This window comes from Lacrimispora sp. YZC11, assembly GCF_057543815.1.
This window is the reverse complement of sequence record NZ_BAAJYQ010000006.1, coordinates 555890-577170: the sequence shown is the minus strand read 5'-3', so window position 1 is coordinate 577170 and position 21281 is coordinate 555890. Positions and strand designations below refer to the sequence as shown.

Sequence of the window (21281 nt, the reverse complement as noted above, 5' to 3'; positions counted from 1 at the left end):
GGTAAATAGAGGATGGATTCATGAGCGATATAAAGGAAAACAAGAGATATGGGACGGGATTCATGATTTGCGCCATGGCCTCCGTGCTGCTCATTTTCTGCTGTCTTTTATTCAGCATCTGGGAGGAGTATAAAGAAACGATTATAAATAATCAAAAGAAACAGATGCTTTTGACAACCCAGAGCATGGGAGAAAATTTAAAGATTTTCATTGAAGGATATCAAGCGGATTTAAATGCCCTTTGCGCGATAGAAGATGAGAACAACAAAAAGACAGGCAGGGAGGATTGGAGCATACTCCAGAGTTATGTGACGAATCACAGCCGGTTTGTTTTTGATGTTATTTTGGAGGATGAAAACGGAAGATTATTAAAAAGTGTGAATGGATATGGAGTGACGTCTACGTATTCCGTCACAGAGATCGGACAGGATATAAGCTTTCGGCAGTGCAAACTGGGAAATGGAGAAATGTATTTGATTTTAAAGAAAATTCTTCCTAACCGCAATTCTCTTTCCGTAGTCTTAAATGAAAAAAATTATTACAATTTTCTTGTTTCCAATATCCGCCTGGGAACCAATGGGTATGTGGTAATCAAGGACTCAAAAGGGATTATCCTCATTCACCCTCAGGAAAGACAGTGGGGGATCAATGTGATTTCAGGCAGACAGGAGATGTTTCCGGATAAGGATTTGACAAGCCTGCAGCAGATGATAGAAAACCAGAACAGAGGAGAGGCAGGAGTCTCTGAGTATTATTCCTACTGGTGGCTGGACCCGGAGGTTCCTGAGGTGAAAAAGATCAGCGCCTATTCCCCGGCTATCATAGGAAGCGGTTTTTTGGTAGTCAGTGCGGTGATTGACTATAATGATATCTATATCCCTGTTGCAGCCGGATTTTTCAAGCTGGGCCTGGTCTTTTTGGGAATTGTTTCAGTGGTCCTCGGAATGGTGTTCTATATAGGCGATCTGCGGGTCCAGAAGAGGAAGGATACAGAAGAGATCGCCTATCTTTGGGAGCTTAATAAAATTTTAGAAGAACTGCACCAGAGTGAGGAAACGACTGCCCACCAGCAGAGGCTTCAGATCATGGGAACTATGACCGGAGGCATTGCCCATGAGTTTAATAACTTACTGACGCCGATCATGGGATATGCCGAATTGCTAATGCTTGATCTTACGGAGGGAGCGGAAAACTATGACAATGCAACGGAGATATATGAAGCTTCCAGAAAGGCAAAAGAGATAATCCAGCAGATCTCTTCCTTAAGCCGGAAAAATTTGGAGACTGCCTTTAAAAACATAAATGCCGCAAAGGTACTGGGCCGTGCCATAAAGATGGTAAGCTCCGTATGCCCTGCCCATGTGCATCTGAAGAAAGAAATCGCCTTATCTGATGAATGTTTCTTAGGAAACGAAACCCAGATGAATCAGGTGATATTAAATATCTGTGTGAATGCAATCCACGCAATCGGTCACAGGGGAGGGACGATCACCATAAGCGGCAGCAGGGTGGGTTCCGAGGAATTAAAACAGTACAAGGTTTTCCCTGTTTCAGAAGAGTGGAACTACTACTTAAGGATTGACATCGCTGACGACGGGGAAGGCATGAGCGAAGAGGTGTTAAAGCAGATTTTTGATCCGTTTTTTACGACAAAGAAAAATGGAGGCGGTACGGGCCTTGGTCTTTCTCTGGTTGAGCAGATTGTCCATTCCCACAAAGGTTTTGTTTTTGCTGAAAGCAGACCGGGGGAAGGAAGCATCTTTCATATTTTCCTTCCTGTAAATGAACAAAAAGAGCAGGAAGGGCAGCAGGAAACAGAGGCGGAAAATGGAGACCGCTTAAGACTTCTGGTCATCGATGATAATCCAAAGGTATTACGGCTTCTGGAAAAGAATTTCAGCAGGCTTCATGTGCCGTTGACGGCCTGCATGGACTTTGAGGAGGCCAGGAGAGTTTTGAAGGAGCGGGAAATAGATGCCATTGTGGCGGAGCATTATATTGCCGGGAAAAGCGGTACGGATTTTTGCATGTCCCTTCAGGGTCAGTATCCGGAAATCATCCGGATCATTATGACGGACCGGGTAACGAAGGAAATTCTGGAAGCAAAGAGACGTAAAATAATTGATGAATACATCGACAAACCGGTTTCTGACTCCGCCATTTTAAAGGCAGTTAAAAACTGTGAGGAAAGAGTGTAAAAAAGGCCTAATCTTAACAACTTTTAATTTTTCTCTTAAAGAAGTGAAAGAGAGAAGGAGGAAGGGTGTAAGGTTAGGCTTTTATAATGTCCCTATAAATAAAAAGTATAGAGGAGGAAGAAAACATGAATGAGACAATGCTTGCATTATTAGGTTTTGCAACCATTATCATGATCATTGTTTTACTGCTGAAAAATGTTACTGTTCCGGCACTGGCATTTATCGGAGTATCTACCGTAAGTGCACTGATCCTGGTTTTGACCGGAACCTTCACAGTCAGTGAAGTTGGAAAGTTTATTTCGAAGGGGGTATCCGGGGTACACTCGACGGCTGCGCTGTTCATATTTTCCGTGCTTTTTTTCGGGATTATGACCGACGCAGGAATGTTTGACCGCATCATAGATGCGCTTATGAAAAAAGTGGGGAACAATGTGGTTGGCGTGGCTTTTATGACCAGCATTATCGCCATAATCGGCCATTTAGATGGAGGCGGTGCTTCTACGTTCTTGATCACCATTCCAGCCATGCTGCCAGTATATAAGAAATTGAAAATGCGTCCGACCACGCTGCTTTTAATATGCGTCACCTCCATGGGTGTCATGAACCTGCTTCCCTGGGGCGGCCCGACCATGCGTGCAGCCTCTGTATTGGAAATAGAAGCCAATGTCCTTTGGATGAAGCTTTTGCCGATGCAGGCGGTGGGTATCGCAGTTGCTCTGTTTACTGCGTTTTTCTGGGGAGTTGTTGAAAAGAAGAGAGGGGCTGGAATCAATAGCACTCTGGTCATAGAAGATAACGAAGCTTTGGAAGAAAGTGCTTCTACCGCCACTATCGGGGAACTGGCAAGGCCAAAGCTGTTTGCTTTTAACGTGATCCTCACATTAGTTGTCATTGTTGCGCTTGTTTTCATGCCGATGCCTTCCTATTATATTTTCATGATTGGATGTGTCGTAGCACTTTTAGTCAACTATCCGGGTGCGAAACTTCAAAATAAGATCATTAAGTCCCATGCGGGTCCTGGTCTTATGATGGCATCCACCATTCTGGCAGCCGGTGTATTTCTTGGAGTATTGGAAGAAAGTGAGATCATGAACCACATGGCTAACGCACTGGCTTCATTCATACCCCAGTCCATGGGTCATTTCCTGCCATTAATCATCGGAGTGCTGTCCGTGCCGCTGACCTTATTGTTCTGTACGGATTCCTATTTCTATGGTCTGCTTCCGGTTTTGATCGGTATAGGAAACAAATTTGGCGTAGATCCTGCCCATACTGCCATAACTATGGTGGTCTGCCGAAACTGCGCAACGTTCATAAGCCCTGTTGTACCGGCCACGTTCCTGGGAATCGGCTTGGCAGGAGTGGAGATCAAAGACCATATTAAGACCTGCTTCCTGTGGATATGGGGAGTGAGCCTGGTTTGCCTGGTGGCCGGCCTTTTACTTGGTGTACTGACTATTTAATAGAATCCAAAAATAAAATTCAAATGGAAAGACGCCGGAATTTAATTCCGGCATCTTTCTTTCCTATGTCTGGATCAGGAAACCGAGTCCAGCCTGCCGCAGGTAATATCCATTACAAAGCCTTGAATCTCTACATTGGCTGGCATGAGAGGATGGGTTTTCAACAGGGAAACGGATTTCTCAACTGCGGCTTCCGTGTCTTCAAAGCCTTTAAACCAGGCTTCAAAGTCCAATCCATCCTCTTTCAGCCCGCGTATGGTTTCCCTGTCAATGCCACGTTGAATCAGATGGGCAATGATTGCTTCAGGTGATATAACGGCTGCTCCGCAGTCGGTATGGCCGATGACCATGATTTCTTCCACACCCAATTCCAGAACTGCGATCAGCAGGCTGCGGATTGTGTTGTCAAAAGGATCTAAAATGATACCGCCTGCATTTTTTATTAGCTTTACGTCTCCGTTATGGATTCCAAGTGCGGCTGGCAGAAGCTCTACCAGGCGGGTATCCATGCAGGTTAATATGGCAAGCCTTTTTTGAGGATATTTGTTTGAAGCAAAGGATTTATAAGAACCGTTGCTGACAAAAGTATCGTTGTACTTTAAAATTTCTTTGATCATAATCTGCCTCCTTTTTATCGTATAGGTCAATAATAGAGGAGAAACCTTAATCAGGAATAAAATACTGTCTTAAAGATTGTTTAGTTTGTTATATCAGGATTTTAGACTGCTTTGCACAAATTGTGCTGTATTTGAAGTTAAAATTTTCAATATAATATGAAAAATACTCTGTTCAGTACTTGAAATTTACCTAAATTAGTTATACAATTATAATTGGCAGAAATTGGTGTTATTGCATAGGACTTTGTTAATAGTTTAACAAATGACTGTAAAAAATTACAAAATGGAGGATTGCAAGATGAGTAATTCAACAGAAACATCGGCAAGCGGCCGGATTCATGCTTTGCTTGACGAGAACAGTTTTGTTGAAGTTGGCGGCCATGTTACCGCTAGGAACACAGACTTCAACATGACGGCAAAGGAAACTCCTGCTGACGGTGTTGTTACTGGCTATGGTACCATTGAAGGATGTCTTGTTTATGTGTACAGCCAGGACGCATCAGTTCTGGGCGGCTCTGTAGGCGAGATGCATGCAAAAAAAATCACGAAACTCTACACTATGGCAATGAAGACCGGCGCACCGGTCATCGGTCTGGTCGACTGTGCCGGCTTAAGACTTCAGGAAGCAACCGACTCTCTAAACGGATTTGGTGAGATTTATATGAGCCAGACCCTGGCGTCCGGAGTAATTCCTCAGATAACAGCAATATTTGGAACATGTGGCGGCGGCATGGCCGTTTCCGCAGCAATGGCAGACTTCACCTTTATGGAAACCAGGGGCGGCAGACTGTTTGTCAATTCCCCCAATGCCATTCAGGGAAATTATACAGAAAAGTGCAATACTGCTTCCGCGGACTATCAAAGCAGGGAAACCGGCATGGTGGATTTCACGGGAGAAGAGGATGACATTTTAAATAATATCAGGACTCTCATTTCCATACTTCCTGCAAACAGTGAGGATGACATGTCTTTTGATGAGTGCAATGACGATTTAAACCGTATATGCTCCGATCTGGAGAATTATATTGGGGATACGGCGATTGCATTGACTCAGATTTCCGATAATCATTTCTTTATGGAGACCAGGAAGGAATATGCTGCTTCCATGGTAACCGGTTTTATCCGTTTAAACGGCATGACAGTTGGCTGTGTTGCAAATAGAACGGAATCCTATAATGAAAGCGGCGTTAAGACAGGGGAATATGATGCTCTTTTAAGCGGGCGGGGCTGTGAAAAGGCTGCAAGATTTACTAATTTCTGTAATGCATTCAGCATACCGGTTCTCACTTTTGTAAATGTAAAAGGGTATGAAGCCTCCAAGTGTTCTGAGAATAAGATTGCCAGGGCGGCTGCAAAGCTTACCTATGCCTTTGCCAATGCCACGGTTCCAAAAGTGACGGTTATTCTGGGGCATGCCCTTGGAACCGCCTATCTGACCATGAACAGCAAATCCATTGGGGCAGACATCGTTTATGCATGGCCGTCGGCCTGCATCGGAATGATGGAACCGGACGAAGCGGTAAAAATCATGTATGCGGATGAGATTGCAAAGGCTGAGGATGGAAAAGCACTTTTCAGCGATAAGGCGGAAAGCTACAGGCTGCTTCAGTCCAGCGCCCTTTCTGCAGCTAAGAGAGGATATGTTGATGATATCATAGATGCCGGCGAAACAAGAGCACGGGTCATTGCGGCATTTGAGATGCTGTTCACAAAGAGAGAGGATCGTCCGGCAAAAAAACATGGCACGATTTAGAATGAGGTGACAGGTATATGAAACTGAATATGAAACGAGTAGCATTGGGACTTATTATGGCAGCCTGCCTCTTTTCATTATCTGCGTGCAGCAAAGCCGATACCCCAGCCGAAGAAATTGATGCCAGAATCCAGACACAGATGGAGCAGCTTCCCGGTTCCTTCCTGGAGCTGTATACCGGCCTTGAGGATAGCCAGGTCTCTGAATTCAGGAAGAACATGCAGTCCCAGGATGAGTATGCTGCCCTGGCTGAGGGCGTGGATTCCTGGGAGAATATAAAGAATGAGCTTGGCGCCCTGGTATCAATCGGCGATACGGTGAAGGTAGAAGCCATTGACCATGGGTACAGCGCTACAATCGAAGCAGAATTTGAAAAGAGAAATATGGAATTTTCCATTACAACAGATACAAAGCTCACGAAGATCACAAGTGTGGCGTTTGTACCGGAATATTCCTTGGGCGAGCGGATGGAAAAGGCCGTGTTCAACACCCTGATGGGAATGGGAACTGTATTTATCGTGCTGATTTTCATCAGCATGCTCATCGGATGCTTCCGATATATCGGTAAGTTTGAAGATAAGATAAAGGGCAAGGCACAGGAGCCTGCTCCAGCACCCCTTCCTGTGGTGTCTGTGACTGCAACAGAAGAGGAAGAAGAACTTTTAGATGACTTAGAACTGGTAGCAGTAATTACTGCGGCTATTGCAGCATCTGAAGGAAGTTCGCCAAGGGGCCTTGTGGTCCGCTCGATCAGACGGGCGCCGGCCGGTAAATGGAAAAAAGCTTAATCAATCAGGAGGAAGATCATCATGAAAAACTATACAATTACAGTAAATGGGAATGTTTATGAAGTAACCGTAGAAGAAGGTCCAGCCATAAGTGCACCGGCAGTTGCTAACAAGGCATCGGCGCCTGCCCCTGCCCCAGTTCCTTCTGCCCCAGCTCCCTCTGCCCCGGCGGCTGCGCCAGCACCGGCAGCTTCGGTGAAGGCAGCCAGCGCAGGTTCAGAAGGCGGTCTTAAGATAGCAGCTCCCATGCCAGGCAAGATTCTTGGAGTTAAGGCAAGCCAGGGACAGGCTGTTAAACGGGGAGATGTGTTGATTCTTCTTGAGGCAATGAAGATGGAGAACGAGATCGTAGCACCTTCCGATGGGACCGTTGCCAGCATTAATGTAGCGACCGGCGATTCAGTAGAAGCAGGAGCAACCTTGGCTACATTAAACTAGTACGGAAGGATCCGCTGTAAAGACAAACAGAGCGGATCACATATGGAGGGATTAACATGGATTATATTAGTAATACATTTACAAATCTTCTTCAGCAGACCGCATTTTTTAATCTGACCGCAGGAAATATGATCATGATCCTGGTAGCCTTCGTGTTTTTATACCTGGCTATCAGGAAAGGCTTTGAACCCCTGCTTTTGGTGCCGATTTCCTTTGGTATGCTGTTGGTTAATATCTACCCGGATATTATGAAGGAAGCTGGAGCGGATGGCTCCGGAGGCGGACTGCTGCATTATTTCTTTAAGCTGGACGAATGGGGCATCCTGCCTCCCCTGATTTTCATGGGCGTGGGAGCTATGACGGATTTTGGACCTTTGATCGCCAATCCAAAGAGTTTTCTTCTGGGAGCGGCGGCTCAGTTCGGTATCTATACCGCGTATTTTCTAGCCATTTTCATGGGCTTTAGCGATAAGGCGGCTGCCGCTATCTCCATTATCGGAGGGGCTGACGGACCTACTTCCATATTCCTTGCAGGAAAGCTGGGAATGACTTCCCTCATGGGTCCCATTGCGGTTGCGGCTTATTCCTATATGGCGCTGGTGCCCATTATCCAGCCGCCGATCATGAAGCTACTGACAACGGAAAAAGAGAGAAAGATCCGGATGGAGCAGCTTCGTCCCGTATCAAGGCTTGAGAGGATCTTGTTCCCGATCATCGTAACAACGGTCGTATGCATCATTCTTCCTACAACAGCTCCTCTGGTGGGCATGCTGATGTTAGGCAACTTATTTAGAGAATCCGGCGTGGTGAAGCAGCTGACGGAGACTGCCGGCAATGCCTTGATGTATATCGTGGTAATCCTGTTAGGTACTTCCGTAGGTGCTACGACCAGTGCGGAAGCATTCTTAAACATGGATACAATTAAGATCGTTATTTTAGGCCTGGTGGCATTTGCGGTAGGAACAGCCGCCGGTGTGCTGTTTGGCAAGCTGATGTGCAAGGTTTCCGGCGGCAAAGTAAATCCCCTCATCGGCTCCGCAGGCGTATCTGCGGTCCCCATGTCAGCCCGTGTATCCCAGAAGGTCGGTTCTGAGGCAGATCCTACCAATTTCCTGCTGATGCATGCCATGGGACCAAACGTGGCAGGTGTTATCGGCACGGCGGTTGCGGCTGGTACATTTATGGCAATATTCGGAGTAAGATAACTATCCCATGGAAAGGCTTTATGCCTTTCCGTTAATCAGAAGAATTGACAAACATGGAGGTAAGACAATGGCAGAAATAGAGAAAAAGCCGGTTAAGATTGTGGAGACAGTCCTTCGTGACGCTCATCAGTCTTTGTTTGCTACAAGAATGACAACCGAGCAGATGCTTCCCATCATTGAGAAGATGGATAAAGTTGGCTATCATGCGGTAGAGTGCTGGGGCGGCGCAACCTTTGACGCATGCCTTCGTTTCTTAAAGGAAGATCCCTGGATAAGGCTTAGACAGTTAAGGGATGGATTTAAGAATACAAAGCTGCAGATGCTGTTCCGGGGACAGAACATCCTGGGCTATAACCATTATTCCGATGATGTGGTAGAGTATTTTGTCCAGAAATCCCTGGCTAACGGCATTGATATTATCCGCATTTTTGACTGCTTTAATGATCTCCGCAACTTACAGACTGCAGTGACTGCGTGCAATAAAGAAAAAGGCCATGCACAGGTAGCTTTAAGCTATACCCTGGGAGAAGCTTATACACTGGATTACTGGAAGGACATTGCAAAGAGGATCGAGGATATGGGAGCTGATTCCATCTGCATCAAAGACATGGCAGGGCTTTTAACGCCCTACAAGGCAGATGAGCTGGTACGGGCGTTAAAGGAATCCACAAAGCTTCCGATTGACTTACACACCCACTATACCTCCGGCGTAGCTTCCATGACTTATTTAAAGGCGGTTGAAGCAGGCTGTGATATCATTGATACCGCAATGTCCCCTCTTGCCCTTGGAACCAGTCAGCCGGCTACTGAGGTCATGGTTGAGACTTTCCGCGGAACGGCTTATGACACGGGCTACGACCAGAACTTATTGGCGGAAATCTGTGCATACTTCCAGCCCATCCGGGAGGAAGCGTTAAAGAGCGGACGTTTAAATCCAAAGGTATTGGGCGTAGACATCAAGACCCTTCAGTATCAGGTACCTGGCGGCATGCTATCCAACCTGGTGAGCCAGTTAAAGGAAGCAGGTCAGGAAGACAAGTATATGGAAGTACTGCAGGAGATTCCTAAAGTACGAAAAGACTTTGGGGAACCACCCCTTGTTACCCCGTCTTCCCAGATCGTCGGGACCCAGGCTGTTTTAAATGTCATTAGCGGTGAACGCTATAAAATGGTAACGAAAGAGACAAAGAAGATTTTCATGGGCGAGTTCGGACAGACGGTTAAACCATTTAATCCGGAAGTCCAGAAGAAGATCATCGGCGATGAGACGCCGATCACCTGCCGCCCTGCCGATTTGATTCCTCCCCAGCTTCCTCAGTTTGAGAAGGAATGTGCACAGTGGAAGCAGCAGGATGAAGATGTGCTTTCATACGCCCTGTTTCCTACGGTTGCCAAGGAATTCTTCCAGTACCGGGCCGCACAGCAGACCGGCGTAGATTCATCTTTGGCAGATAAGGAAAATAAGGCTTATCCGGTATAGCCTTCATAAAAAAGGTCTCCCAATATTGGGAGGCCTTTTTTTACTTTATAGGAAAATGGATTATACCGCCCGGGATTCCAGCAACCTGAGGTGGAGACTGGATTAACGAAAGTGTTATTTTTCCGTACAGATGATCATATAATGACTTGAAATGGGACTTGTTGTTCGCGGAGGTTTATCATTAAAATGCCAGACGAAAAATATTTTGATTTATTAATAAATAATGAGTTTGCAAAAGGCTTGCAGCAAACATATGATTTAACTTTTATAAACGACAGATACTCTGTTCTTCATGTACCTGCCAGAGAATTCAATATGTGTCTTCTCGGACACCGGCCATATTCTATATTTCCCAATATTTTCACCCTTAACTCTACTTATAGTCTGGAAAAATCAAGTGTAAAACCATTTCAATACAACCCTGACTTTTCTTTGTTTGGCCAGGGCATTTTGATCGGATTTGTTGATACCGGAATTGACTATCAGCATCCGGCTTTTCTTAACAATGATGGTTCCACGCGGATTCAGTCTATATGGGATCAGACCATAGAAGATGGAACACCTCCGGAAAATTTCACCTTTGGCAGCGAATATAGTAAGGATTCCATTAACGGCGCATTAGTTGACGATGATCCCTTTTCCATTGTCCCGACCCGCGATGATAATGGACATGGCACCATGCTGGCCGGTATTGCTGCCGGAACTCCTGATTTAAGCGGAGATTTCAGTGGAGTGGCTTCTAAAGCTGAACTTGTGATTGTCAAGTTAAAGCAGGCTCAATCATACAACCGCCAAATTTTTTGTGTCAGAGATGATATCGACTGCTATCTTGAAACCGATATCATGCTTGGTATCGAATACCTTCGTTCCGTAGCTTTAAGGCTGGATCGCCCCTTGGTTATATGTATTGGACTGGGATCCAGTCAGGGCGGCCATGGCGGACACGGAGCTCTTTCCGCTTATTTAAACAACCTGTCCACCTACTACGGGATAGCGGTATGCATTAGTGCTGGGAATGAAGGGGGAATGAACAGACATTATCAGGGGAATTTTGAAGAACCATATTATAATAAAAATTTTGAACTGCGGGTCGATCAATCAGATCCTGATTTCTTTTTGGAGCTATGGAACCATTCTCCATACCGGATATCCATTTCCATTACAACGCCCCTTGGTGAAAATACCCAGATCGTCTCCCCTAAATTTAATGAATGCCGTGAATTTAAATTTATTTATGGACCCACCACCTTATACATCAATAATTTCATTATGGAAGAAAAGAGCGGCAAACAGCTTATACTGGTGCGGTTTAAACAGGCTGTGAGCGGCCTGTGGAAAATCAGAGTCACAAATATGGATAAGCGCCCATCTGCCTTTAACGCATGGTTACCTTCCGGTCCTATCATAACAACGGGTACATTCTTTCTTGAAGCAACAGCGGATATTACCATTACAGATCCTGGAAATGCAAATAATTCTCTTACTGTAACCGCATATAATCAATTAAATGACAGCATTCTCATCGATTCCAGCAGAGGATTCTCTGCAACCAGGATTCCCCTTCCCGATCTTGCTGCTCCCGGATTTCAGCTTACATGTCCATTGCCTGGGAGGAGATATGGAAGTGCCACCGGTACCGGAGCCGCTGCTTCACACGTTGCAGGAATACAGGCTATGATCATGGAGTGGGCCATTCTCCGTGGCAATTATACTACGATCACAGGCAGAGATATTAAAATGCTCCTGATAAAGGGCGCCTATCGTAACAATTATCTTGTATACCCCAATTCCATATGGGGGTATGGAGTTGTCAACGTTATGGGAGTTTTTATGCAGATTGCTACTTAAATAACAGATAAAAAACAAGGCACTGGAACTTCTATTATGGTATACTGCATCCAGAACATCCTACATTAACAATCTGGCTTTTTTTGCACAGGTATTTACACTCCTAAGTGAAGAGCAGGAAGCTGAGAAATCTTTTATAAGTATAAAGATTTTCTTACAAATATTTCCATTTGTCTGAACTTTAGCTGATTCAGTTGACACATGGTATCATTTGTCATTATAATAAATAAATGTATAATTTACATGTAATTGGAAATTTATTAAATACAAGAGGACATATTGGGAGAAACAGATGAAAAAGTATAAAAGAGCTCGTAAGATGGCCGTTATTCTGGCCAGTGTCCTGGTGATGGACTCTTACATGGGAGCGGTTTCGCCATACATAAATGCTTATGCTTATACGGAGAAGGCTGCAACGGTTAATGCCACCTCATTGAATGTGAGAAGCGGCCCGGGTACGACTTATTCTGTCGTTACAAAATTAACGAATGGGGCATCGGTAACAGTGATCGATGAAAAGAACGCTTCGGATGGAGCGCTTTGGTATCAGATCCGGGTGTCCGGTTCCGGCGGCCAGGCGGTTACCGGATATGTTTCTAAAAGCTTTCTAAAGTTTCCAGCCTCCTATACCAATGATGCGGATTTTGAGTCACGGCTTACGGCAGAAGGTTTTCCTGAAAGCTATAAAGCAAAGCTTCGTTCGCTCCATGCCCAGTATCCCAAGTGGGTATTCCGCGCACAGCATACAAATCTGGACTGGAAAACGGCCATTAAAGAAGAAAGCCAGGCAGGAAAAACCCTGGTCCACACCAACAGCCTGTCATCCTGGAAATCTACGGTAGATGGCGCTTATAACTGGGACTCCAGTACATGGATCGGATATGACGGAAGCACCTGGGTCACCGCTTCTGAAGATATTGTAAAATATTATATGGATCCCAGAAATTTTCTTGATGAGACCAATGTTTTCCAATTTATGACCCACACCTATGACAGCAACAAGCATACGGCAGAAGGATTAAAGACCATGGTAAAGGGGTCGTTTTTATCCGGGGAATCTGCTGGCGGAAGCAGTAACCAGGGAAATACGGACAGTTCTTCCGGCGGCGGCACCGCCATAGGACCAGGGGGGGCCACAGGACCGGGAGAGGCGATTAATCCTGGGGCTGGGGCAGGATCGGAAACCGATTCAGGAAAGGCCAGCTTAGAAGGGCCGCCGCAGGCTTCCATAACGCCAAAAAACCTTCCCATCGCCATGGAATACGGACCGGGAGCCAGCCTTACGGGACCGTCCTCATCAAGTACCACTGGAACGGTTTCAGGCAGCAGCGCCTTTGTGAACATGATCATGAATGCGGCTGCCCAGTCTGGCGTGAATCCTTACGTCCTTGCAGCTATGATCATTCAGGAACAGGGATCTTCCGGAACAGGCAAAAGCATCACAGGAACAGAGTCCGGTTATGAAGGATATTATAATTTTTTCAATATAGAAGCATATCAATCCGGAAATATGACTGCGGTGCAAAGAGGCTTATGGTGGGCGTCCCAGTCCGGCAATTACGAAAGGCCATGGAATTCTCCTGAAAAATCAATTTTAGGCGGAGCGTTCTATTATGGTAATAACTATGTAAAAGTTGGGCAGGATACCTTTTATCTGAAGAAGTTCAATGTACAGGGGTCTAACTTATATAAACACCAGTATATGACCAATGTGCAGGGAGCTGCATCAGAGGGTGCTGTTTATTCAAAGGCCTATAACAGTGATATGAAACAGACAGAGCTTGAGTTTAAGATACCGGTTTATAACAACATGCCTGAAAACGCCTGCAGCCAGCCTACCGGCGATGGCAATCCCAACAATAAGCTGTCCGGCTTAAGCGTGGAGGGATTTGCCATGACTCCGACCTTTAGCCGTGATACCCTTGAATACAACTTAATTGTGGATTCCGGAGTATCTAGCATAAACGTGTATGCAACTGCCCTTAGTTCTTTGGCTTCTGTCAAAGGGACAGGGACGATAGCACTTTCAAGCGGAAATAATGATATTAGGGTGGCGGTTACTGCCCAAAATGGAAGTGCCAGGGAATACGTCCTTCATGTAGTGCGCCAGAACAATGGCCCGACTTATTCCTCAGGTGCTGGTACCGGAACAAGCTCCGGCTCCGGCGGCAATACTTCTTCCGGTTCCGGCGGCAATACTTCTTCCGGCCCTGGCAGCAACACCGGCCCCGGTGTATCCAAGCCTTCCGGTACGGATAATGCAGGAACACCAGGAGGAAGCAATGTGTCCATAGCTCCTGATGGTTCCACGAATATATCTGTTCAGGCTTCTACGGGAGTCATAGCCCAGGGACCTGGAACTGACATTAAGGTGACGGAAGCTGCCACAAGCAGCCCGCAGCAGACTCAGGCACCTGCCGCCGGCCAGTCCTCCGCCAATGCCTCTGCCAATGCAAAAGGAGATATCAATGGCGACGGAAAAATAAACAGCCTGGATGTTCTGAAGCTTCAGCGTTACCTTCTGGGTTTGGAAAGCATATCTGAGAAGGGCAAGCTGGCAGCTGACTTAAATGGAGACGGCAAGGTGAATTCACAGGATCTTCTGCTTTTGCAGAAAAAAATCCTCGGACTTTAAAGTCCAACAGAAATAGGAGACAATATGAATAGGAAACTAAAAAAACTGACGGCTGGTTTGATGCTGGCCTGTGTGATTGCCATATCCTGTCCTCCCGGACAACTGGTATCCTGGGCCGCAGATGCCAAGATCGCGTTTTCTGACCCATCGGTCATGGTGGGGAACGAAGTAACGGTAAGCATGAAAGTAACCAGTGACAGCGCCCTGGGTACGGCGGAAATCATGCTGGCTTATGATCCGAATATTTTGGAGTTTGTCAGCGGAACCAATGCAAATGGCGGCGCAGGTGCTATTAAGGTCTTGGGAACCATGGATTCTGCCGATCAGAAAGCCTTTAGCTTTACCTTAAAGTTTAAGGCTTTACAGGCGGGAAGCACCCAGATCAGCGTAACTTCCCAGGAAATCTATGATGTGGATTCCCAGGCGCTTTCTTTAAGCAAGCAGGGAAATGCATCGGTCAAGGTCACATCTCCTGCCACATATTCAAAAGATGCGACGCTGAAATCATTAAAAATTTCCCCAGGGACCCTGACACCGGCGTTTTCCGCGTCTGTTGACAGCTATACGGCAGAGGTTGATGCCAATACAACGGACCTGGTAGTAAATGCGGTTGCAGCCAATGCGGGCGCCCATGTAACGCTTCAGGGAGAAAAGGGCTTAAAGGCCGGAGCAAACCAGGTAGTTGTCAAGGTAACTGCAGAGGATGGGCAGACCGTTAAGAATTACACCATTCAGGTTAGTAAAGCAGAGGGAGGAGAAACAACCCCTGCCACAGGAGGAAGTACGGAAACGTCTGAGGCCGAGTTCGGCGCAGCAACGGTGACCATTAACGAAACCGAATACAGCATTGCTTCATCCTTTGATGAAGCTGCGCTTCCAGAAGGTTTTGAGTCTTCGACTTATACCTATAAGGGAACGGAAGTCATGGCTGGAAAAGGACTGGAAAAAGACCTGCTTCTGCTTTATTTAAAGGATTCCGGAGGAAACGGCGGATTCTACATTTACAATGAAGGCTCAGATTCCTGGTCCCAGTTCGTACAGGTGGAGACCGTTGCCAAGGCTATTGTCATCATTCCTCTTGACAAAGATACGGTTGTGCCGGAAGGTTTCCATGAACGTCAGGCCGATATCGACGGCGCGCGAGTGACCAGCTGGGTGGAAAACTCAGAGGCTGAGCCTCAGTATTGCCTGTTCTATGCAATGAACTGGAACGGGGAGAAGCATTTCTACCGTTATGATCTTTCTGAAAAGACCATACAAAAATATTATGCTTCCGGGGTTTCCAATAGTAAGTATGTGGAAATGGCAAACACATACGATCAACTGACCAAGGATTACTACAGGCAGTTCTACATTCTCATTGCTGTGAGCGTCATGGCTCTTGGCTTGCTCGTTGCCGTGATCGTTCTTGTAAGAAGAGGAAACGGATCCGGCCCCAGCCGGCCCGGCAGGGACAAATCCGGAAAAGGCAAGGAACAAAAACCGGCTGATGACCGGCTGTGGGCTGAGCCGGAGGAAGAAATTCCCACAAGCAAGATCAAAAGATACAGCAGGGAAGAGTTTGACAGACAAAGCTCCGGAACGGAACTGGATCCGGAATATCAGGAAGAATCGATGGACGAGCCTGATTACGCCGAAGATGAAGGACAAGAAGTCCAGGAAGAGGATGATTTTCTCGAGGAAGCCAGCTTAGAAGACCTGGAACGGGATCTGACATCTTCCGGAGCAGGGCGTTCCGGGAAACCTAAGGGAAAAGGCGGTTCAAGGCCTGGCTATAAGGAGCCGGAAGGCTTTAAGGAAGAAGAGGAGCTTACAAAGGACGAAGACGACTTTGAGTTTCTGGATCTGGATGATTAAAGAAATGTAAATAATTGAATTACCAACTATTAAAATAGATTAAATGGAAGTGACGAAAGCACCTGAATGAAGGTGCTTTCGTTATTGGCTCTTATCATATGGGAGCGGCTATTCCATTCCATGTGTTATTTTACCTTCCTTACCTTTCTTTTTTAATCCATGCAAAATCTCCGGATTACTGGGCGGGTTATAGAAAAAATCAATTTATAATTTAAGAAGTTCGACCATATAATGACCAGCAGGACAGAGCACAGATGACAATTAAAAGGGGAATGATGCCAATTGATATTTTATGTTGATAAAGGCAATGAGTTGTGCTATTATGTGTATAACAGATATAACGAAAGATGGTGAAAATATGTTTTTACAAATTGATTTTAACAGTGATGAAGCGATTTACATCCAGCTTCGGAACCAGATAATCATAGGAATCGCCACTGAAAGTATAAGAGAAGGAGACCCCCTGCCTTCCGTGCGCCAGATGGCCGACAACATAGGTATTAATATGCATACGGTAAATAAGGCGTACTCTGTGCTGAAACAGGAAGGGTTTGTCAAGCTGGACCGCCGTAAAGGGGCCGTAGTGTCGCTGGACGTGGATAAAATCCAGGTCCTTGATGAAATGCGCAAAGATTTAGGTGTTGTGCTTGCCAGAGGAGTCTGTAAAAATGTGTCATGTGAAGAGGTTCACCAGCTGGTTGACGAGATATTCCAGTCGTTTTTAAGGGGCCAGGGGGAAGAGTGATTCACTGGATTGGAGGTTCTTTATGTTATGTGAAAAATGTAAAATTCGCGAAGCAAATATACAATATACAGAAGTAGTGAATGGTACGAGGAAAGAACATCATTTTTGTGCCCAGTGTGCAAAAGAGATGGATTTTGGAGTGTACGCAGCTATTTTTGACGGGGAATTTCCCTTAGGAAAGCTGCTTTCCGGCCTTTTGGGAATAGAAGATAAGGATCAGGAGCCAGATAAGCTCCATCAGATTCTGTGCCCGACCTGCGGAACTAGCTACGATGAATTTGTCAGAGACAGCAGATTTGGCTGTGCAGATTGTTACAGCGTATTCGGTCCTCTTATGGAAGACAGTTTAAAGCAGCTTCATGGAAATCTTGTCCACACGGGAAAAACACCGGTTTACCAGAAGCAGGAATACATGAACATGAGGTTGGGAACCAGCGATAAGGAGGAGGTTTCTGGGGAAGATGCCTCCGGCTTGGAGAACGAGCACTCGCCATCACACCGGAAAGGCAAAGACAATCATGAGGAAATCTTTCAGTGGGATGCCAAATTAAAGGATGCCCTGCGTTTTGAGGATTACGAGATGGCAGCCGTATGCCGTGATAAGATAAGAGAGCTGAAGAAAGGAAATGAGACAGATGCTTAGATGGTTTGAACAGAAGGATACTGGTCGGCCGGGAGTGATAAGCAGCCGGATCCGCCTGGTCAGAAACTGGCAGGATTACCGGTTTCCTGCAACGCTTGATGAAAAAGAAAGCGGCGAGATGGTCCGCAGACTTGAGTATGGCTTAAAGGATTTAGGCAAGGCAGAAGGCAGAAATTTTGAATTTGCCATGCTTGGGGAACTGGAAGAACTGGACCGGACGGCTCTTAAAGAGCGGCGGGTACTTAATTCGGCGGCCGTCTTAAATAAAAAGCCTGCCGGCATTCTTATCTCTGAGAATGAAGACACAGGCATCGTGCTTAACTGTGATGACCACATCCGGATCCAGCTTCTGCAGATGGGTCTTCATCTGGAGGAGCTTTGGGAACGGGCGGGCAGGCTCGATGATTATATCAATGAACGGTTTGCATATGCATTTGATGACCATTACGGTTATCTTACCTCATTTCCCACCAATATGGGAACCGGTTTAAGAGCATCGGTGGTGGTGCATCTTCCCATGCTGTCCCAGGGAAGAAAGTTCCAGGGTCTTATCAGTGATATGGGCCGCTTCGGGGCCTCCATACGGGGCGTTCATGGGGAAAGGGATGAGAACTTCGGCTCCCTTTATGAAATATCAAACCAGAAAACCCTGGGTCAGACGGAGCGGGAGATCCTGGATACGGTTACAAAGGCAGCGATCCAGCTGACCAACCAGGAGTTACAGGTAAGGAAGCTTTCTCTCCAAAGGCACAGGGAGGAGAGAGAGGATGAGGTTTACAAATCCTACGGGGTATTAAAATACTCCAGAAGGCTGACTTCCAGGGATGCCATGATTTTCCTATCACAGATCATGGCAGGGCTGGCAGACGGTCTGATCCACACAGAGGAAGACTTTTCCGTCTACCGCCTGATGTTAGGAATCCAGCCGGCGAATCTGCAAAAGATTTCAGACCGTCCATTGAGCAAGGAAGAACTGGATGGAGCCAGGGCGGAATTTATCCGGAGGGAATTGCCGGAACTGTAAGAAATGCTCATTGCGGATTTCTTATAGTTAACACGGCGGCCGCCGAATGAACATGCAAACATGTTCGCCCGGCACCCGCGTAAATTAAAATGACAGGAGGATTGCATTTATGATAGACAGATTTACGACAAAGGCCAGGACAGCCATTAATTTAGCCGTGAAGGCAGCGGAACGTCTCGGCCACAGCTATGTTGGAACGGAACACTTATTAATCGGTCTTTTAGAAGAGGGCGGCGGAGTGGCTGCCAGGGTACTGGAAGAAAACGGGGTAAAAGAGGATAAGGTTTTAAACCTGATCAGCCAGCTGATCGCTCCGGATCAGGCAGTCCGGCTGAAAGAAGACAACGGGTATACTCCGGGTGCCAGAAGGGTCCTGGAGAACAGCTACCGGGAAGCTGTGCGGTTTAAGGCAAACTTAATCGGTACGGAGCATTTGCTCATTTCCATAATCCGTGACAATGATTGTGTCGCTTCCAGGCTTTTAAATACCATTGGAATCAGCATTCAAAAGCTTTACATTGATGTGCTGTCAGCCATGGGTGAAGATGCTCCTGCCAATAAGGAAGAGCTTATGAAATCGCCAAAGACTAAGGGCAGCACACCGACACTTGACAGCTACAGCAGGGATTTGACGGAGCTTGCAACACAGGGAAAGCTGGATCCGGTCATTGGAAGAGAATCGGAGATCAAGCGCTTAATCCAGATTTTAAGCAGGAGGACCAAGAACAATCCATGTCTCATCGGAGAACCTGGAGTGGGTAAGACCGCAGTTGTGGAAGGCCTTGCGCAGATGATAGTAGAAGGCGACGTGCCTGAAACCATTGCAGGAAGACGGCTTCTGACCCTGGATTTATCCGGCATGGTGGCCGGTTCCAAATACAGGGGAGAATTTGAAGAGAGAATTAAAAAGGTGATTGCCGAGGTGATCGATGATGGGGAAGTCCTTCTGTTCATCGATGAAATCCATACTATTATCGGTGCCGGCGGAGCGGAGGGAGCCATTGACGCCTCCAATATATTAAAACCCTCCCTGGCAAGAGGAGAATTGCAGCTGATCGGCGCCACCACCATTGAAGAGTACCGTAAATATATTGAAAAGGACTCTGCCCTGGAACGGCGTTTCCAGCCGGTTACGGTGGAGGAACCTTCCGAAGAGGCTGCTATCGGCATATTAAGAGGGCTTAAAGGACGGTATGAGGACCATCACAAGGTAACCATTACAGACGATGCCTTAAAAGCTGCGGTAAAGCTGGCTTCCAGGTATATCAATGACCGTTTCCTTCCGGATAAAGCCATTGATGTCATTGACGAGGCTTCTTCCAAGGTGCGTTTGACCACTTTTGTGGAGCCGGCAGAGATTAAGGAACTGGAGGCAGAGATCGAACTGCTGGAGGACCAGAAGGAAGCCGCTATTAAGGCTGAAGCTTACGAAAAGGCAGGGGCTATTAAAAAGAAGCAGGAAAAGAAGCGGGAAAAGATAGAAAAGATCCGGGAACGTTGGCAGAAGGAAAAAACTTCAAAAAACCTCATAGTAGATGAGGGAGAGATTGCTGATGTGGTATCAAGCTGGACCAAAATTCCCGTAAGAAAGCTGGAAGAGGGAGAAAGCGAACGCCTCCGCAATCTGGAAACCATTCTCCATGAGAGAGTAATCGGTCAGGAGGAAGCAGTTACCGCTGTTTCAAAGGCCATACGGCGGGGAAGAGTGGGACTTAAGGACCCCAAGCGCCCCATTGGCTCCTTCCTGTTTTTAGGGCCTACTGGTGTGGGAAAAACTGAGTTATCCAAGGCTCTTTCCGAAGCCATGTTCGGTACAGAAAACGCTATGATCCGGGTAGACATGTCTGAATATATGGAAAAGCATAGCGTTTCCAAGATGATTGGCTCGCCACCAGGATACGTAGGCTATGACGAAGGCGGACAGCTTAGCGAAAAAGTCCGCAGGAATCCTTATTCCGTTATCTTGTTTGATGAGATCGAAAAGGCCCATCCCGATGTATTTAATATCCTGCTCCAGGTGCTTGATGACGGCCATATTACAGATGCACAGGGCCGGAAGATTGATTTTAAGAATACCATCATCATCATGACCTCTAATGCCGGAGCGGAGAATATCATATCTCCCAAACGTCTGGGCTTTGGTGCGGCTGCGGATGAAAAGGCTGATTACAAGATCATGAAGGACCGGGTAATGGAGGAAGTAAAGCGTCTGTTCAAGCCGGAATTCATTAACAGGATCGATGAGATCATCGTATTCCATACGTTAAATAAGACTCACATGAAGGATATCGTGACGATCATGGTGAAGGATATCATGAAGCGGACATCGGAACAGATGAGCATCACCCTGACAATCGAAGAGGATGCTAAGGAATACCTGATCAATAAGGGATATGATGTGAAATACGGTGCAAGGCCGTTAAGGCGTACCATTCAGAACTGCCTGGAGGATAAACTTGCAGAAGAGATATTAAATGGAACGGTAAAAACAGGGAATCACGTTATTGTGGCAGCCGGTGAGGACGGACTAAAATTTTCTGTTAAGGAGCTGGTAAAATAGCTAGCCATTTTATATCAATTCGTGTAT

General features: G+C 46.4%; 15 protein-coding genes. 14 read left to right on the top strand and 1 reads right to left on the bottom strand.

Going from position 1 to position 21281, the window contains the following annotated elements; all coding sequences use genetic code 11:
* Positions 1–20: 20 nt before the first annotated feature.
* Both AC27IJ_RS08905 and AC27IJ_RS08900 read left to right on the top strand, forming a co-directional pair.
* Positions 21–2198, top strand: coding sequence for an ATP-binding protein (locus tag AC27IJ_RS08905; protein WP_487148450.1), 2178 nt, complete (start codon positions 21–23; stop codon positions 2196–2198).
* A gap of 125 nt (positions 2199–2323) precedes the next feature.
* Positions 2324–3661 (top strand): CitMHS family transporter, encoded by a 1338-nt coding sequence (locus AC27IJ_RS08900; RefSeq protein WP_312442257.1) that lies wholly within the window; start codon positions 2324–2326, stop codon positions 3659–3661.
* Positions 3662–3735: 74 nt separating this feature from the next.
* Here the strand turns inward: AC27IJ_RS08900 and AC27IJ_RS08895 are convergent, their stop codons facing one another.
* A complete protein-coding gene (locus AC27IJ_RS08895) occupies positions 3736–4278 on the bottom strand; it encodes a beta-class carbonic anhydrase (RefSeq protein ID WP_312501010.1) in 543 nt (180 codons plus the stop codon).
* A 298-nt stretch (positions 4279–4576) separates the two neighbouring features.
* On the opposite strand from AC27IJ_RS08895, the gene AC27IJ_RS08890 reads away from it, so the two are divergent.
* From AC27IJ_RS08890 to AC27IJ_RS08835, 12 genes are all read left to right on the top strand, one after another.
* The gene (locus AC27IJ_RS08890; RefSeq protein WP_312442260.1) at positions 4577–6031 is read left to right on the top strand and encodes an acyl-CoA carboxylase subunit beta; all 1455 of its coding nucleotides are present in this window, start codon (positions 4577–4579) and stop codon (positions 6029–6031) included.
* Between the two features lie 17 nt (positions 6032–6048).
* A complete protein-coding gene (locus tag AC27IJ_RS08885) occupies positions 6049–6819 on the top strand; it encodes an OadG family transporter subunit (RefSeq protein ID WP_312501012.1) in 771 nt (256 codons plus the stop codon).
* A 21-nt stretch (positions 6820–6840) separates the two neighbouring features.
* On the top strand, positions 6841–7257 hold the full coding sequence (locus AC27IJ_RS08880; protein ID WP_312442263.1) for a biotin/lipoyl-containing protein: 417 nt from the start codon (positions 6841–6843) through the stop codon (positions 7255–7257).
* 56 nt (positions 7258–7313) lie between these two features.
* Positions 7314–8462: a sodium ion-translocating decarboxylase subunit beta gene (locus tag AC27IJ_RS08875; protein WP_312501014.1), complete on the top strand. Its 1149-nt coding sequence runs from the start codon at positions 7314–7316 to the stop codon at positions 8460–8462.
* Positions 8463–8529: 67 nt separating this feature from the next.
* The gene (locus tag AC27IJ_RS08870) at positions 8530–9942 is read left to right on the top strand and encodes an oxaloacetate decarboxylase subunit alpha (protein WP_312442268.1); all 1413 of its coding nucleotides are present in this window, start codon (positions 8530–8532) and stop codon (positions 9940–9942) included.
* A 186-nt stretch (positions 9943–10128) separates the two neighbouring features.
* Positions 10129–11790, top strand: coding sequence for a S8 family peptidase (locus AC27IJ_RS08865; protein WP_312442270.1), 1662 nt, complete (start codon positions 10129–10131; stop codon positions 11788–11790).
* A 292-nt stretch (positions 11791–12082) separates the two neighbouring features.
* On the top strand, positions 12083–14425 hold the full coding sequence (locus AC27IJ_RS08860) for a dockerin type I domain-containing protein (protein WP_313260259.1): 2343 nt from the start codon (positions 12083–12085) through the stop codon (positions 14423–14425).
* A 24-nt stretch (positions 14426–14449) separates the two neighbouring features.
* Positions 14450–16282, top strand: coding sequence for a cadherin-like beta sandwich domain-containing protein (locus AC27IJ_RS08855; protein ID WP_313260260.1), 1833 nt, complete (start codon positions 14450–14452; stop codon positions 16280–16282).
* A 358-nt stretch (positions 16283–16640) separates the two neighbouring features.
* Complete coding sequence (locus tag AC27IJ_RS08850) at positions 16641–17027, top strand: GntR family transcriptional regulator (protein ID WP_312442274.1); 387 nt, start codon at positions 16641–16643, stop codon at positions 17025–17027.
* Between the two features lie 22 nt (positions 17028–17049).
* The gene (locus tag AC27IJ_RS08845) at positions 17050–17670 is read left to right on the top strand and encodes an excinuclease ABC subunit B (protein WP_312442277.1); all 621 of its coding nucleotides are present in this window, start codon (positions 17050–17052) and stop codon (positions 17668–17670) included.
* Positions 17663–18694, top strand: a complete 1032-nt coding sequence (locus AC27IJ_RS08840) for an ATP--guanido phosphotransferase (RefSeq protein ID WP_312442279.1) — start codon at positions 17663–17665, stop codon at positions 18692–18694. Before AC27IJ_RS08845 ends, AC27IJ_RS08840 begins: the two co-directional genes overlap by 8 nt.
* A gap of 109 nt (positions 18695–18803) precedes the next feature.
* Positions 18804–21254, top strand: a complete 2451-nt coding sequence (locus AC27IJ_RS08835; RefSeq protein WP_312442280.1) for an ATP-dependent Clp protease ATP-binding subunit — start codon at positions 18804–18806, stop codon at positions 21252–21254.
* Positions 21255–21281 lie beyond the last annotated feature (27 nt).